This window comes from Methylobacterium guangdongense (assembly GCF_038442355.1).
GTDB classification, from domain to species: domain Bacteria; phylum Pseudomonadota; class Alphaproteobacteria; order Rhizobiales; family Beijerinckiaceae; genus Methylobacterium; species Methylobacterium guangdongense.
Map to the genome: position 1 here is coordinate 112,891 of NZ_JBBXMX010000013.1, position 15,155 is coordinate 128,045.

The 15,155-nt window shown below is 70.7% G+C and carries 16 protein-coding genes; 6 read left to right on the plus strand and 10 right to left on the minus strand.

Features of this window, described 5'->3' with window-relative positions:
- The first annotated feature begins 12 nt into the window (after nucleotides 1–12).
- The 3 genes from AAHG09_RS22025 (at nucleotide 13) to AAHG09_RS22035 (ending at nucleotide 2,100) form a co-directional block, all read left to right on the plus strand.
- Complete coding sequence (locus AAHG09_RS22025) at nucleotides 13–741, plus strand: FMN-dependent NADH-azoreductase (RefSeq protein ID WP_342109634.1); 729 nt, start codon at nucleotides 13–15, stop codon at nucleotides 739–741.
- Nucleotides 742–771: 30 nt separating this feature from the next.
- Complete coding sequence (locus tag AAHG09_RS22030) at nucleotides 772–1,821, plus strand: cysteine synthase A (protein WP_342109635.1); 1,050 nt, start codon at nucleotides 772–774, stop codon at nucleotides 1,819–1,821.
- Nucleotides 1,822–1,944: 123 nt separating this feature from the next.
- A complete protein-coding gene (locus tag AAHG09_RS22035; protein WP_007563230.1) occupies nucleotides 1,945–2,100 on the plus strand; it encodes a hypothetical protein in 156 nt (51 codons plus the stop codon).
- 259 nt (nucleotides 2,101–2,359) lie between these two features.
- Here the strand turns inward: AAHG09_RS22035 and AAHG09_RS22040 are convergent, their stop codons facing one another.
- Nucleotides 2,360–3,760 carry a serine protease gene (locus AAHG09_RS22040; RefSeq protein ID WP_342109637.1) on the minus strand — a complete coding sequence of 467 codons (1,401 nt, stop codon included), beginning with the start codon at nucleotides 3,758–3,760 and terminating at the stop codon, nucleotides 2,360–2,362.
- 206 nt (nucleotides 3,761–3,966) lie between these two features.
- Here AAHG09_RS22040 and AAHG09_RS22045 point away from each other — a divergent pair, with 206 nt between their 5' ends.
- Nucleotides 3,967–4,143 (plus strand): hypothetical protein, encoded by a 177-nt coding sequence (locus tag AAHG09_RS22045; RefSeq protein WP_342109638.1) that lies wholly within the window; start codon nucleotides 3,967–3,969, stop codon nucleotides 4,141–4,143.
- 398 nt (nucleotides 4,144–4,541) lie between these two features.
- Here the strand turns inward: AAHG09_RS22045 and AAHG09_RS22050 are convergent, their stop codons facing one another.
- The 3 genes from AAHG09_RS22050 to AAHG09_RS22060 all read right to left on the minus strand — a co-directional run bounded on the left by AAHG09_RS22050 (nucleotide 4,542) and on the right by AAHG09_RS22060 (nucleotide 7,404).
- Nucleotides 4,542–5,423, minus strand: a complete 882-nt coding sequence (locus AAHG09_RS22050) for an amidohydrolase family protein (protein ID WP_342109639.1) — start codon at nucleotides 5,421–5,423, stop codon at nucleotides 4,542–4,544.
- A gap of 2 nt (nucleotides 5,424–5,425) precedes the next feature.
- Nucleotides 5,426–6,730, minus strand: a complete 1,305-nt coding sequence (locus tag AAHG09_RS22055; RefSeq protein ID WP_342109640.1) for an MFS transporter — start codon at nucleotides 6,728–6,730, stop codon at nucleotides 5,426–5,428.
- A gap of 131 nt (nucleotides 6,731–6,861) precedes the next feature.
- Nucleotides 6,862–7,404 carry a hypothetical protein gene (locus AAHG09_RS22060; protein WP_342109641.1) on the minus strand — a complete coding sequence of 181 codons (543 nt, stop codon included), beginning with the start codon at nucleotides 7,402–7,404 and terminating at the stop codon, nucleotides 6,862–6,864.
- A gap of 189 nt (nucleotides 7,405–7,593) precedes the next feature.
- On the opposite strand from AAHG09_RS22060, the gene AAHG09_RS22065 reads away from it, so the two are divergent.
- Nucleotides 7,594–8,346 (plus strand): phosphodiester glycosidase family protein, encoded by a 753-nt coding sequence (locus AAHG09_RS22065; protein ID WP_342109642.1) that lies wholly within the window; start codon nucleotides 7,594–7,596, stop codon nucleotides 8,344–8,346.
- Nucleotides 8,347–8,710: 364 nt separating this feature from the next.
- On the opposite strand, the gene AAHG09_RS22070 is transcribed toward AAHG09_RS22065, so the two are convergent.
- From AAHG09_RS22070 to AAHG09_RS22080, 3 genes are all read right to left on the minus strand, one after another.
- Nucleotides 8,711–8,890 (minus strand): hypothetical protein, encoded by a 180-nt coding sequence (locus AAHG09_RS22070; RefSeq protein WP_342109643.1) that lies wholly within the window; start codon nucleotides 8,888–8,890, stop codon nucleotides 8,711–8,713.
- Nucleotides 8,891–9,106, minus strand: a complete 216-nt coding sequence (locus AAHG09_RS22075) for a DUF5397 domain-containing protein (RefSeq protein ID WP_342109644.1) — start codon at nucleotides 9,104–9,106, stop codon at nucleotides 8,891–8,893.
- Between the two features lie 145 nt (nucleotides 9,107–9,251).
- On the minus strand, nucleotides 9,252–10,370 hold the full coding sequence (locus AAHG09_RS22080) for an NADH:flavin oxidoreductase/NADH oxidase (protein WP_342109645.1): 1,119 nt from the start codon (nucleotides 10,368–10,370) through the stop codon (nucleotides 9,252–9,254).
- 190 nt (nucleotides 10,371–10,560) lie between these two features.
- Between AAHG09_RS22080 and AAHG09_RS22085 the strand changes: the two genes are divergently transcribed.
- Nucleotides 10,561–11,034: a hypothetical protein gene (locus tag AAHG09_RS22085; RefSeq protein WP_342109646.1), complete on the plus strand. Its 474-nt coding sequence runs from the start codon at nucleotides 10,561–10,563 to the stop codon at nucleotides 11,032–11,034.
- Nucleotides 11,035–11,055: 21 nt separating this feature from the next.
- Here AAHG09_RS22085 and AAHG09_RS22090 read toward each other — a convergent pair whose 3' ends face one another.
- The 3 genes from AAHG09_RS22090 to AAHG09_RS22100 form a co-directional block, all read right to left on the minus strand.
- Nucleotides 11,056–12,312 (minus strand): extracellular catalytic domain type 1 short-chain-length polyhydroxyalkanoate depolymerase, encoded by a 1,257-nt coding sequence (locus AAHG09_RS22090; protein WP_342109647.1) that lies wholly within the window; start codon nucleotides 12,310–12,312, stop codon nucleotides 11,056–11,058.
- A 72-nt stretch (nucleotides 12,313–12,384) separates the two neighbouring features.
- Complete coding sequence (locus tag AAHG09_RS22095; RefSeq protein ID WP_342109648.1) at nucleotides 12,385–12,804, minus strand: CopG family transcriptional regulator; 420 nt, start codon at nucleotides 12,802–12,804, stop codon at nucleotides 12,385–12,387.
- 230 nt (nucleotides 12,805–13,034) lie between these two features.
- On the minus strand, nucleotides 13,035–14,960 hold the full coding sequence (locus tag AAHG09_RS22100) for a propionyl-CoA synthetase (RefSeq protein ID WP_342109649.1): 1,926 nt from the start codon (nucleotides 14,958–14,960) through the stop codon (nucleotides 13,035–13,037).
- Between the last annotated feature and the right edge of the window lie 195 nt (nucleotides 14,961–15,155).

The following is a 15,155-nucleotide window of genomic DNA, read 5'->3' on the forward strand; positions in this document are numbered from 1 at the left end:
GCTGACGTCCCCATGTCGCTCCCGGAACCCCTGCGCCTCCTGCATATCGATTCCAGCGCCCGCCCGGGCCTCTCCGGCCGCGACCGGCACGGCTCCCACACGCGGCGTCTGAGCCGCCGGTTCGTCGACCGCTGGTCCGCCCTCCGGCCCAGAGATGAGGTCACCGACCGGGATGTCGGAGCCGCGCCGCCGAATCCGGTCTCGGCGGCCTGGATCGCGGCCGCCTTCTGCCCGCCGGACCGGCGCGACGACGCGCAGCGCGCGGTGCTGGCGGAGAGCGACCGGCTGACCGCCGAGCTGATGGCGGCCGATCTCCTCGTCATCGGCGCGCCGATGTACAATTTCGGTGTGCCGGCCCCGCTCAAGGCGTGGATCGACAACATCGTGCGGGTCGGCGTGACCTTCGGCTTCGATCGGGCGCGTGCGGGCGAGCCGTACTGGCCGCTGCTGGCGCCGGGCAAGCGGCTGGTCATCCTGACGGCCCGGGGCGATTTCGGCTACGATCCGGGCGGTCGCCTCGCCGCTAGGAACCTCGTCGAGGCCGGTTTGACGGTGCCGCTCGCCTATATCGGGCTCACCGACAGCGACACCGTGGCCGTCGAGTATGACGAGTTCGCCGATGCGCGCCTGAGCGCCTCCCTCGCGCGGGCGGAGGCGGCGGTCGATCGGTTGGTCGAGCGGCTGAGCGCCGATCTCGGAGCGGGCTCAACCGTCATGTCCGCCCCGGAACCGTCTTCCTGAACTCCGCGGCTTCTCCTAGGCTCCCAACCCATGACCGCACCGAGCCGCGAATCCGCCCCCGACGTCCTCGCCGCCATCGGCCAGACCCCGCTGATCCGCCTGCGCCGAGCCTCCGAGGAGACCGGCTGCGCCATCTACGGCAAGGCCGAGTTCCTCAATCCCGGCCTGTCGGTGAAGGACCGCGCGGCGCTGTCCATCGTGCGGGACGCCGAGGCGAAGGGGCTGATCCGGCCGGGCGGCACCATCGTGGAGGGCACCGCCGGCAATACCGGCATCGGCCTCGCCCTGGTGGCCTCGGTGCGCGGCTACCGGACGCTGATCGTCATCCCGGTCACGCAGTCCGAAGAGAAGAAGCAGACCCTGCGGCTCGCGGGCGCGCGCCTCGTCGAGGTGCCGGCCGTGCCCTTCGCCAACCCGAACAACTACGTCCACGTCGCCCGGCGGCTCGCCGAAAAGCTCGCCGCCACGGAGCCGGCCGGCGCCTTCTTCGCCGACCAGTTCGACAACGTCGCCAACCGGCAGGCGCATGTGGACGGCACCGGCCCCGAGATCTGGGCGCAGACCGGCGGCCGGGTCGACGGCTTCGTCTGCGCGGCCGGGACCGGCGGCACGCTGGCCGGCACCGCCGAGGCCCTGCGCGCCCGCAATCCGCAGGTGAGGATCGCCCTCTCCGACCCGGAGGGCTCGGCGCTCTACGCGCACTACACCACCGGCACCCTGAAGGCCGAGGGATCCTCGATCACCGAGGGGATCGGCCAGGGGCGGATCACCGGGAACCTCGCGGGCTTCACGCCGGATCACGCCTTCCGCATCCCGGATCGCGAGGCCCTCGACATCGTGTTCGGGCTGATGCGGGAGGAGGGGCTGTCGCTCGGCGGCTCGTCGGGGATCAACATCGCCGGGGCGATCCGGCTGGCCCGGGAACTCGGGCCCGGCCATACCATCGTGACGATCCTGTGCGACGGGGCGGCGCGCTACGCCTCGAAACTGTTCAACCCGGCCTTCCTCGCGGAGCGCGACCTGCCGGTCCCGGGCTGGCTCGACACGCCGCAGGATCCGCTGCCGGACTGGCACGCCTGAGGCCCGCATCCCCATCCCGGGCCCTTCGACACAAAAGCGTGGTCCGCGGTTGAACGGAACGGAATGTCGCAGCGTTTGAACGGTCACGCTCGCACCAGCGCGACCGTCCGGAGAACGCGACCGATGTCCCTCGTCACCATTCTGCTCATCATTCTCATCATCCTGGCCTTCGGCGGCGGCGGCTTCCTCGGCGGCGGCGCCTATCGCGGTCCGGGCTTCGGCCTCGGCGGCATCCTGCTGATCGTGCTGATCGTGCTGCTGGTCACCGGCCGGCTGTAAGCAGCGCACCCGTCCTGGTTTCGAAAGGTCGAGACCTTTCGCGGGTCCAGGGCGGAGCCCCGGTGTCGGGCTGCGCCCGAGACGGTCGGGGCTTCGCCCCGACGGCCCACCCAAGGGCCAAGCCCTTCGGATACCCGGATCCCGGGTCGAGCGGACTCTAGAGCCGTGCCCGATCGCGTTGCAATCGTGCGCGGCTCTAAGCCTTTGTTTCAACGCGCTCTCTTGCGCCGAACCGGTGTCCACTTCGGCGGAGAGCACTCTAACGGCAGGCGATCCCCACCACCGCCTGCGCCACGGCCCCGGGCCCACCGGCCGGGGGCGCCTTCGCGGCGGCGATGCCCTGGCCCGCGAGGAAGGCGGTGATCGCCCCGGCCGGCACCACCGGGAGGCGCGCGGGCGGTACGATCCCGGCGACCCGGCGCGGCGTCGCCGGGTAACGGGCCACGAGCCCGACGAGCCGCCCGGCCCTGTCGAGCACCGGTGCGCCGGCCGAGCCCGGCTGGAGGGCCGCGACGACATCGCCCGCCACGGCGCTTCCGGGGGCGGCCACGACTCCGTCCGGGCTCGGCGCCAGGGCGATGAGGCCGACCTCGGCATCGACCGGCTCGGTCCGCGCCACGGATGGGATCGGCGCGGGCGCTCCGGGCGCTTCGAGAAGCACGAGTCCGGAGGGGTCGGCGGCGCGCTGACGGGCGGGCGCCGCGCCGATCCTGGGCGCGGCACAGCCCTCCAGCACGGAGGCCGCGGTGAGGACCCGGCCCGGCGCCACCGTGAGGCCGGCGCCCGCGACGGCAGAAGTCTGCGCCGCGCCGGTCTCGGGGCGGGCCGGAGCCGACGGGATCGCGACCGGCCCCGCCGGCGCGGCGGCGTCCGGGAACGGCACGAAGGCGTTCGCCACCGCGATCACCAGGCGATCGACCTCCGGCGCCAGGGCCTTGTCGTAGCCGAACAGGAAGCCACGCACCCCCGCCGGCCCGGCGGCGTAGCGGATGTAGGACAGACCGGCCCCGGTCTCGGCGGTGACCACCACGGTGTCGGGGCGTTTCAGCTTGTAGGTCACCTTGCGGCTCGGCAACGGCGCGGTCGCCTTTTCGAACAGCGTGTCGAGGGTCTCGCCTCCCGGCGGGTAGGCGCGGGTCTCCAGGGTCACCCGCCCGTCCTGGCTCTGCCAGCGCGTGCCCGCGGCGAGGGCGGTGCGCTTGGACAGCAGGCGCTCGGGCACGCCCATCACGGCTCCGCTGCCGGGATCCGGGGCGATCCGGAAGCGCGCCGCGTTCCGGGCCGCCGCGCCCGCCGCCAGCAGGGCCGCCCGGCCGCGCGGATCGAAGGGATCGGCGCCCTGGCTGCGGGCGCGGTAGGCGTTGAGCGCCTCGAAGGTCCGGCGCCCGAAGGCGCCCGACACCACGGCGTTGAAGTCGCCGGTCCAGACGAGGGCGTCCTGAAGCGCCTTGCGCTCCGGCTCGGGCAGGGCCTCGAAGGTGGCCTTCGCGGATTCGTAGGCGGCATAGGCCGGCACGGCGGCGGCCGGTGCCGCGCGGGACGGCTGCGGCTGGTTCTGTGCGGCGGCGGGTGCGGCGGCCAGCAGCAGCGCCAGCAGATGTGCGGCCCGCCGATGGCCTGCCCTCCGCGAACGGCCGCACCACGACGCACCCGAATCCATGACCGCCCTCCCCGACCGGAATCGCCCGGATCCTGGCAGAGGCCCCCTGGGCGGGCCAGACCGAATCCGTGCGGACGGCGTTCCACCGTCGTGCGCCCGCCGCCGGGATGCGCTACAGGGCTGATGTCCGGCCCGGGGCGGCAGCCGGACAGCCCGATCGGCCCTCCGGCCACGCGATGCCGCCATGGTTCGACGCGGAGCCCGGCATGACCGATGCGAGCAACACCTTCAAGAAGGCGCCCAAGCGCAAGCCCGCCAAGGGCAAGAGCGTCAGCGTCTCCCCCGAGATGCGGCAGGCCTATGCCGACCTGATCCGCGAGCGCGCGGAGAAGCAGGAGGCCTACGGCCGCCACCTGCCGCAGGACGAATCACGGCGGCGCTGAAACGGGGCTTTGATGGGCCAAGGTCCGGGTTTCCAAAGGGCAAGCCCCAGCCCTTTTAAGGTGTTTGGCGGTCTGATCGGATGCATCACCCTTTTCCCGGGCGCATGCAGCGTCAGCGGAATGCGACCCGGGACCCAGCGCACGACGTCGCGCAGCGTCGATCGGGATCGACCTGTGCCGCTGGCGCGGCACTTCCTCTGCTGGATCCCGAATCGGGTTCCGCTGGCGCTCCACCTGTCCGGGAAAGGGCGCGCGGTGCCCGCGATGCACGCTCGGCCAAACACCTTGAAACGGGCTGGGGCCTGCCCTTTGGCGGGTCCTCAGGGCGGAGCCCTGAGCGCTTGACCGGGGCTCCGCCCGGGACCCGCGAAAGGGCTCGCCCTTCCCAGACCAGGACTTCAGCCAGCCTCGGGGCCGAAGCCGTAGAGCCGGCGCGGATTGTCGACGAAGACCAGCCTGCGGAGGACCTCGTCCGGCACCCAGTCGGCCATCAGGTCGAGGAGCGCCGTGGTCCGCGGCGGCCCGTCCCAGGCGGCGACGTGGGGCCAGTCGGAACCCCAGAGGCAGCGCTCCGGTGCGGCGTCGTTGAGGGCGCGGGCGAAGGGAATCGTGTCGGCGTAGGGCGGCCCGGTCACCGAATCCCGGAACGCGCCCGAGAGCTTGACCCAGTTCCCGTCGGCGACGAGGCCGAGCAGCGCCTGGAAGCCCGGATGGTCCACCCCCGCCGAGGCCGGCATGTGGCCCATATGGTCGAAGACCAGCGGTACCGGCAGCCGCGACAGGCGGCCGGCGATCGGCGGCAACTCCCGGGCGTCGAGCAGGAACTGGAGATGCCAGCCCATCTCCCGGGCGAGCGCCCCGTAGGATTCGACCGCGTCGAGGCCGACTCCGCCGCCGAACAGCACGTTGAGGCGCAGGCCGACCACGCCGGAATCCTTCAGGGCGGCGAGTTCCGCGTCGGGCAGGCCGAGGGGGATCACCGCGATGCCGCGCAGGCGCTGCCGGTGGGCGCGCAGGGTCTCGACCATCAGCCGGTTGTCGGTGCCGTGGACGCTGACCTGAACCAGCACGCCGTTGGCCATGCCGGTCGCATCGAGCATCGCGAGATAGGTCTCCGCCGGGGCCGCCGGGGGCGTATAGCTGCGGTCCGGCACCAGCGGGTAGGCCGGCGGCAGGCCGATCACGTGGGCGTGGGTGTCGACCGCGCCCGCCGGCACGGCGTAGCGGGTCGGGCCGCCCGGATGCGGGTCCGGGGCGGGGCAGTCTCGGATCTCGGGCATGATCAGCTATCCGCGTGCAGGACCTTGCCGCGCGTCTCGGGCAGCGCGTAGGCGGCGAGGAAGAACACCCCGTAGGCGATGGCCGCAAAGATCGCGATCGCCGAGGCGAGGCCGACGCGCTCCGACAGGTAGCCCACGAGCGCCGGGAACAGCGCCCCGATGCCCCGGCCGAAATTGTAGCAGAACCCCTGCCCCGAGCCGCGCAGCCGCGTCGGGTAGAGTTCGGTCAGGAACGCGCCCATCCCGGAGAAGTAGCCGGAGGCGAAGAAGCCGAGTGGGAAGCCCAGCACCCAGAGCACGCCGTTCGAGAGCGGGATCTGCGTGTAGGCGACGATGACCGCGATCGCGCCCAGGGAGAAGATCAGGAACAGCGGCCGCCGCCCCAGCCGGTCGGCGAGCCACGCGCCGACGAGATAGCCGGTGAACGAGCCGATGATCAGCGCCGCGAGGTAACCCGTGGAGGAGACGACCGACAGGTGGCGCTCGGTGGTGAGGAAGCGCGGCACCCAGGTGGTGATCGCGTAATAGCCTCCCTGGCAGCCCGCCGCCGCCAGGGAGGCGAGGAGCGTCGTCTTGAGGATCGGGCCGGAGAAGATCTCCCAGATCCGCGGCCGGTCGCCGGTGGCGGCCGCCCGGGCCCGGGTCTCGACGGCGACCTGCGGCTCCTCGACGTAGCGGCGCAGGTAGAAGACTAGCAGGGCCGGCAGGGCGCCGACCGCGAACATCCAGCGCCACGCGGTCTCGGGCGGCAGGAGCGAGAACAAAACCGCCTGGGATAGGACCGCGAGCCCCCAGCCGATCGCCCAGCCCGACTGCACGGAGCCGACCGCCCGGCCGCGATACTCGGCCCGGATCGTCTCGCCGATCAGCACGGCGCCGGCCGCCCATTCGCCGCCGAAGCCGAGGCCGAGGATCGCCCGGGCGACGAGCAGCTGCTCGAAGTTCTGCACGAAGGCGCAGAGCAGCGAGAAGACCGAGAACCACAGGATCGTGATCTGGAGGGTGAGCACCCGGCCGATCCGGTCGGCGACGAAGCCCGCGAGCCAGCCGCCGAGCGCCGAGGCCAGCAGCGTCACCGTGGCGGCGAGCCCAGCCGTACCGGAATCCACGTGCCACAGGCTCATGATCGTCCCGATCACCAGCGGGTAGATCATGAAGTCCATGCCGTCGAGGCACCAGCCGGCGGCGCACGCCCAGAAGGTGTGGCGCTCCGGAGGCGTCATCGATCGGTAGAAAGCACCGAGGCTGGCGTTGCGGATCTCGACCGCGTCCACGCCGCCCGTGCCCTGTCCGGTTGCCGTGCTCATGCGCCCTCTCCCGCCGTGGAATACCGGTATCGGCGTGCCAAAGAGTGCTGTCCAACGCCGCGGCTCCGGCCGTCAAGGAAAAGGCCGCCCGGAGGCGGCCTTTCTTGGTCTCGTCGCTGTCGGATCGCGGCTCAGTAGCAGCGCTCGACCAGAACCCGGCGGTAGCCGTAGGGAGTCCAGCGCACCCGCGGAACGGTGTAGCAGCCGCCGCCGTAGCCGTAATCGCCATAGCCGTAGCCGACCGGGGCGTAGCCGCCGCCGTAGCCGTAGCCACCGTAGCCGTAACCCGGGTAGCCATAGCCGTAGCCGCCGTAGAGGCTGCCGGCCGCCAGACCCAGACCGACGCCGAGACCCAGGCCGCCGAGGCCGTAGCCGTAGCCGCCGCGATAGCCGTAGCCACGACCGTAGAAGCCGCGGCCGTAGCCGCCGCGATAGCCGAACCCGCCGCCGCGGAAGCCGACGCCGCGGTAGCCGCCGAAACCGCCCCGGTATCCGCCGAAGCCACCCCGGAACCCGCCGCCCCGGAAGCCGCCGAAGCCGCCACCGTGGAAACCGCCGCCGAAACCGCCGCCATGGAACCCGCCGCCGCCGAAGCCGCGCGCGTCCGCGCTGGCAGGCGCGAACGCCAGAGCGCCCGCCGCCAGCAGGGTCGAGCAGAGCACTGCACCCTTCATCACGTCATCTCCGTCGAAAACCGCCCTCGAGTGCTAGAAACGTCGACTGTACGAATCAGTTCAGGTGAAGACCGCGACGTGCCGCCGCTCTTCACGGCGCAAGCCCCGGGACGGCTTCAGGCTCGAAAATCGCCGCTTTCAGGGGCGACAGGCGCAGCGTTCGCCTCCCCGCGCAGCATGGAACGCGTCATGACGCTACGTCTGGCTCACGCCCTCTTGATCGCGCTCCTCGCGCTGACCACGCCGCGCGGTGCCCTGGCCGCACCGGCCGCGTCCGAGCCCTGCCGTGCCCTGGAGGCCCAGGGCGAGACCTTCACGGTCTGCACGATCGACCTGCGGCGGCAGCGGCTCAGGCTCTTCTGGCTGCAGCCGGACGGGCGGCCCTACGGATCGCTGGGCACGCTGGCCGAGGCGCAGGGCCGGCGCCTCGACTTCGCGATGAATGCCGGCATGTACGACAAGGATCAGGCGCCGGTCGGCCTCTACGTCGAGGGGGGGCGCGAGATGAAGTCCGTGTCCACCGCGGATGGGCCGGGCAACTTCCACCTCAAGCCGAACGGCGTGTTCTGGGTGAAGGGCGAGCGCGCGGGGGTGCTCGACACGCCCCATTACCTGCGCGCCAGGATCCGCCCGGACTACGCGACGCAATCCGGCCCGATGCTGGTGATCGACGGCCAGATCCACCCGAAGATTTCCGCCGACGGGCCGAGCCAGAAGATCCGCAACGGCGTTGGCGTGGTCGACGACGGGCACGTGGCGATCTTCGCGATCTCCGAGCGGCCGGTGACCTTCGGGGCATTCGCGCGGCTGTTCAAGGACGACCTCCACTGCCGCAACGCCCTGTTCCTCGACGGTTCGGTGTCGAGCCTCCACGCGCCGAATCTCGGCCGCACCGATATCAGCCGGCCGCTTGGGCCGTTGGTCGGGGCGGCGCCGCGGTAGGTGCAGGACCTAGTCTGGATGATCCCGCAACAGCGACAAGATGGATCATCGAGCCAGCACCGAGCGGCGCAGGCGCGTCCAGGATAGTACTACGGAGTGCGAACGGCTGTTGAATGCCTGATCGTATGAAGGGCGTATCTTAATACAATGAAATCTCTACACTTCAGTTGATCCAAATTATTTTGGCGCGCCTCCATCGAATCCGTTGCGGAATCAGAAGGCTGTCTGATCCGATCGCTCAACTCCTTTTTGGCGCAGGCCTCGCTACGCCTTTTACCACAGCCGTGAAGTCCGACCATTGCTCGATACGGAAGGCACGAATATTGCGTACCGATTTTGGAAACAACGCCTTGGAACGCAATGCCTAGATTACAAGGAATAGATTTGCCATATCCTCGTTCTCCGTGACGTACAGGCTGCCCTGCACGCGGTCGAATCCATGCTCGCCAAGCACAGCGGCAATGTCGGTGTATGCCTGCGACACGCCTCTCGGATGGTGCTTCTCGGTCTCAGCAACCACCAGATCGAAAGCTAACGCGTACATTCAATATGCTTCCGGGTCATCGGTCAGATGCGTCCAGCGGTACTCCGCTTTCTCTCCCGTCTCGATCATCGTGACCTCAATCATCCAGTCGCCGTCGGCTAACTGGTGAAGAGCTTGGCCAACTTCGTATTTTGGACCGAACGGTCCGAAGCTCTTGACCTTGCCGACCGGGACAGCTGGCGGCGTGACAACTGCCTGCATGATCATGTCCCTCATGCCCGGATCCATTTTCGCATCGCTTAACACAGCAAGGAGATGCAAGTTAAATCTGACTTTGCGTCACGACAAGAGGAAGAGGATCAGATGACGAAAGCACATCTCGATCCATTGAATCACTTTTCTCGGAAGGTTCGGCTCGACCTCACCGCTGCCCGAACGCCGTATCCTTGAAGAGGTCCTTGTACTCGCGCGGCTGCGAGCGCCAGTACTGCTTGGGCGCCCGTACCCGGGCGCCGAGCTCGGCCGCCGCGTGCCAGGGCCAGCGCGGGTCGTAGAGCATGGCGCGGGCCAGCGAGATCGCGTCCGCCTTGCCCTCCCGCAGGATCGCCTCGGCTTGGCCCGCTTCGGTGATCAGCCCGACCGCGATGGTGGTCAGCCCGGTCTCGGCCTTGATCCGCTCGGCGTAGGGCACCTGATAGCCCGGCCCGAGCTTGATCGCCTGCTTGGGCGAGACGCCCCCCGTGGAGACGTGGAGCGCCGGCGAGCCCGCGCGCTTCAACGCCTTGGCCAGCTCCACGGTCTCGTCGATGTCCCAGCCGTCCTCGACCCAGTCGGTGGCCGAGACGCGCAGCCAGACGGGGCTGCCCGCGGGCACGACGTCGCGCACCGCGTCGTAGATCTCGAGCGGGAAGCGCATCCGGTTCTCGAGGCTGCCGCCGTACTGGTCGGTGCGCGTGTTGGCGATCGGCGACAGGAACTGGTGCAGCAGGTAGCCGTGGGCGCCGTGGATCTCGACGGACTCGATGCCGAGCCGCACGGCGCGCTTGGCGGTGGCCACGAATTGATCCCGGACGCGCTTCAGGTCGGCGGCGTCGAGGGCGTGGGGCGGCACCTCGCCCTCCCCGTGCGCCAGGGCCGAGGGGGCCTCCGTGCGCCAGCCGTAAGCGTGCTCGGGCGGGATCTGCTGGCCGCCGTCCCAGGGCGCCGCGCTCGACGCCTTGCGGCCGGCATGGGCGATCTGGATGCAGATCGGGATCGGCGCGTATTCACGGATCGCGTCGAGCACGCGGCCGAGCGCCCGCTCGCAGCCGTCGTTGTAGAGGCCGAGATCCCAGGCGGTGATCCGCGCCTCGGGCGAGACCGCCGTGGCCTCCAGGGTCAGCAGGCCGGCCCCCGATAGGGCGAGCTGGCCCAGATGCATCATGTGCCAGTCGGTGGCCTCGCCGTCCCGGGCCGAATACTGGCACATCGGCGCGATCAGGATGCGGTTCTCGAGGGTGAGCGCGTCGAGCGTCAACGGTTCGAACAGGCGAGCGGTCATCGGCAACTCCCGGTGGAGGTCTCACTGTGGCGCAGGACGGGCGCAGGAGCCAGTGCGGTGCGGCACAGCACCCCTGCACCGTGCCATCGCGGGAACTTGCGGATATGGCCGACCGTTTTTTGGACTCCTGCCGCACCGCGGCAACCGACGCGAACCGCCTGAGGGGGCGAGATCGCTTGAGGTCGAGACAATGCTCACGAAAGTCGCCGCCCCGCTCCTCCTGGCCGCCGGTTACGCCGTCTTCGCGGCGCCGTCGCAGGCCCAGCCCGCCGCCTTCGGTGGCCCCAAGATGCTGATTTACGGAAACTATTGCGGCCCCGGCAACAACGCGCCGCGGCCGCCGATCGATGCCCTCGACGCGGCCTGCGCCCGGCACGATGCCTGCACGCCGGATGGCGGTCTGCCCACCGAGGCCTGCAACCTGCGCCTGCAGCAGGACGCGGCGCTGATCGCCCGCGATCCGCGCCAGCCCGAGAAGCTGCGCTCGATGGCCGGACTGATCGCCGCGACCGCGACCCTGATCCCGTCGGAGCGGGGCCAGCAGCGCGTGCCGACCGCGCTCGCCAGCCGGACGGCGCCGGAAGCCTATACGTCGAGCCTGCCCGCCCGCGCTCCGGATGCCGGCGTCGCGCAGGACGACGGGGACGATTCCGACGCCGATTGAGCGCGATCCGGCCGCCCGGGCTCAGGCCCGGGCGCGCGGTTCCAGCGTGTGGGACAGGAAGAAGCGGAGCATCGCCCGGCTCGCATCGGGACCCCGCGGCTCCGTGTAGGATCCGGTCGGGCTGCCCCCCGACCAGGCATGCCCGACGCCGTGCAGGCGCCACTGCTCCTGCATCGGCCGGCCCGCCGCGTCGCTCCAGACCGTGCGGGTATAGGCGATGCCCCCCGGGCTCGTCCCCCGCGTGACGGTCTGGGTGAGGCCCTGGGTAAGGCCGGCCTGGGCCATCACCTGATCGCCGTTGGCGGGATGGACGGTGCGGTCGCTGTCACCGTGGAACACGATGGTGGGCACCGCCTGACGGTTCGTCCGGGTCGGCCCGGCCTGCCCCTTCATCGCCGCGAGCGCGCCCGGCAGGTCGCGGGCGGCCCCGCAGGCCAATCCGGAATGGATCCCGACCGCCGCGAACAGATCCGGATAGGTCGCCGCCAGGATCGCGGCCGCGGCGCCGCCGGCCGAGAGCCCGGCCGCGTAGACCCGGGTCGGATCGGCCGAGAATTCCGTCATGACCGCCCGGGCGATGCCGGCGATGAGTTCCGGTTCCCCGCCTGCGCGCGCCTGATCGCCGACCGCGTACCAGTTCCAGCACCGCTGCATGTGTGCCGACTGCGCCTGCGCCGGATAGGCGACCAGGACTGTCTGCGCCTCGGCCAGCGCGTTCATCTGCGTGCCGGTGGCGAAATCGTCCGGATCCTGGGTGCAGCCGTGCAGCATCACCACGAGGGGCAGCGCCTGACCGGTATAGCCGCTCGGCACGTAGACCTTGTAGTGCCGGCTGCCGGCGGCGCCCGTGAACACCCGTTCCTCGAACCGTGCGCCGGGCGGGACCGGGACCGGTGACCGGCCCCGGGCGGGCGCGCGACCCCGCATCAAGGCCGACAGGTCGAGTTCCGGCTCCGCCGCCCTGCCCTGCCCTGGCCGGGGGGCCGTCCAGGCGCCGCCGGGGGCTTCGGGCGCCTCCATGTCGAGGATCGTCTCGCCGCCGGCCGGACCGGGGGAGGCCCCCGGTCGGCCATAGGTCTGCGCCCACTTGGCAAAGGCTTCCGTCTGCGCGCGCTGGAACCGCGCCATCCGCTCCGCGAGCCGGTCGGCGCCGGAGCCGGAGGCGTCGGAATTCAGACCCGCGCGCGGAGGCAGATCGAATTTGGAGGGGTCGAACTTGGAGAGGTCGAATTTGGAAACATCGACTTTCGAAAAGTCGAATTTCGGAAAGCGGAACATGGGCCGATCCTTCGGGACAGAGTTCGGACAGGGCCGGACGGTTCACCCGCCTCTGCGACCGGCTGCGGGGCGTCAGGCGATCCGGTCGGCCAGGGCGGCCTTGACGGCGGGGCTCGCCTGGAAGGTGCCGAGAACCTCCACGGAGGCGATGGCGGCGCGGGCGAGTTCCGGCGTGACGTCGCTTGCCACGGTGGCGAGGCCCAGCACCTGGATGTGCAGGGGCCGTCCGGCATCGCGTGCGGCTTCGAGCTCGGCGCGCCCGTAATGCGCGATTCCGAGGCGCAACTGGCGCCGGGCCACGGATTGGCGAACCGCGTCGTCGTGGCGTTCGAGCTGGTTGCGCACGGCGGTTCGGATGAAGTCGGCCCGGTTGGCGTAGAAGCCGTCCCGGACCATCAGGTCGACGCGGCCCAGATCGACGAAGCCGAGATTGACCGTGATCTTCTCGCTGTCCGGCACCTTCGGCCGGGGCTCGGGTCTGGGGCCGTTCATCGTCTCACCATCTCCAGGCCATCCGGTTGGATGGTCCAGAGATGGCTATAGGCTGGCGAAGCGCAAGGCGCACCGTCCCGAAAAGTCACGGTTTCGAAAGGGCGAACCCTTTCCCGTCTGCAGGGCAGAGCCCTGCAGACGGGTTCGATGCCCCCAACCAGGGGGCACCGAACCCGTGCGTCGGGATTTCACCCCGACACCCCACCAAAGGGCGTGGCCCTCTGGGATCCCTAGCTTTCGCCGATGCCGCGGTCCTTCAGGCTCTCGCCGATCTCGTCGAGGGCTGCCGCGTCGTCGATCGTGGCCGGCATCGTCCACGGTTCGTGGTCGGCGATGCGCTTCATGGTGGCGCGCAGGATCTTGCCCGAGCGGGTTTTGGGCAGCCGCGGCACGGTGAGCGCCAGCTTGAAGGCGGCGACCGGGCCGATCTCGTCGCGCACCTTGGCGACGAGTTCCTTCTCGATCGCCTCGGTGGGACGGTCGACGCCGGCCTTCAGCACCACGAAGCCGCAGGGCACCTCCCCCTTCAGGGCATCGCGGATGCCGATCACCGCGCACTCGGCCACGTCCGGATGGCCGGCCAGCACCGCCTCCATGCCCCCGGTCGAGAGGCGGTGGCCCGCCACGTTGATGATGTCGTCGGTCCGCCCCAGGACCGTGATGTAGCCGTCGCCGTCGATCACCCCGGCATCCGAGGTGTCGTAGTAGCCCGGGAAGGTCGCGAGGTAGCTCGACCGCATCCGCTCGTCCGAGCCCCAGAGGGTCGGCAGGCAGCCGGGCGGCAGGGGCAGGCGGATCGCGATGGTGCCCATCGTGTCGGCCGGGACGGGCTTGCCGCCCTCGTCCAGCACTTCGACCCGGTAGCCCGGCATCGGCACACAGGTGCTGCCGTGCTTCACCGGCAGCAGGCCGAGGCCCATCGGGTTGCCGGCGATCGGCCAGCCGGTCTCGGTCTGCCACCAATGGTCGATCACCGGCCGGTTCAGCACCCGCTCGGCCCAGGCGACCGAATCCGGATCCGCGCGCTCGCCGGCCAGGAACAGGCTGCGGAAGGCCGACAGGTCGTAAGCGGAGATCCGGGCGCCGGCGGAATCCTCCTTCTTGATCGCGCGCAGCGCCGTCGGCGCCGTGAACAGGCACACGACCCCGTATTCGGCGACCACCCGCCAGAAGGCGCCGGCATCGGGGGTGCCGACGGGTTTGCCCTCGTACAGCACCGTGGTGCAGCCGTGCAGGAGCGGCGCGTACACGATGTAGGAATGCCCGACGACCCAGCCGATGTCGGAGGCGCAGAAGTAGGTCTCGCCGGGCTGCACCCCGTAGAGATTGGGCATCGACCACGCGAGCGCCACGAGGTAGCCGCCCGTATCGCGGACCACGCCCTTGGGCTTCCCGGTCGTGCCGGAGGTGTAGAGGATGTAGAGCGGGTCGGTGGCGGCGACCGGCACGCAATCCGTCCGCTCCCCCGCCGCCGCGGCGTCCGCCACGGCCCCGGCCCAGTCGTGGTCCCGCCCCGACACGAGCGTCGCGGGGCCCTGCGGGCGCTGGAGGATCAGGCAGGAATCCGGCTTGTGGCGCGAGGCGTCGATCGCCGCATCCAGCAGCGGCTTGTAGGCGACCACGCGGTTCGGCTCGATCCCGCAGGAGGCGGCGAGCACCACCTTGGGCGCCGCGTCCTCGATCCGCACCGCCAGCTCGTTCGCCGCGAAGCCGCCGAACACCACGGAATGGACCGCGCCGAGCCGGGCGCAGGCCAGCATGCCGAACAAAGCCTCCGGCACCATCGGCATGTAGAGGATCACCCGGTCGCCCTTGCCGACGCCGAGCCCGGCCAGCACCGCGGCCAGCGTCGAGACTTCGTCGCGCAATGCCCGGTAGGTGATGCTGCGCTTCGTGCCGGTGACGGGGGAATCGTAGCGGATCGCCACCTGCTCCGCCCGGGGCCCGTCGGCGTGGCGATCGACGGCGTTGCGGCAGGCGTTGAGCGACCCGTCCGGGAACCAGCGGCCGTAGGGGCCGGATTCCGGCGCGAAGGCTCGGGTCGGCGCCTGCGCCCAGTCGATCGCCCGGGCCGCGTCGAGCCAGAACGCCTCCGGGTCGCGCAGGGCTGCGTCGTAGATTTCCGGATAGCGGCCCGGAAGGCTGGCTTTCGTCATCGACAGGCGTTCCCCGTGCCGCTCTCCGGCGGCGGGGGCAGAGTAGCGCATTCTCATGCGGGGGCGAGACGGGTTCGCGCCCGTTTAGAGGCCGGGAAGATGGTGCCGCTGCCGCGGCGCGTCTTGTGCTGGCTCCCGGGTCGCATTCCGCTTGCGCTGCATGCGCCCGGGAAAGGGCCGCGTGATTGACGGTCC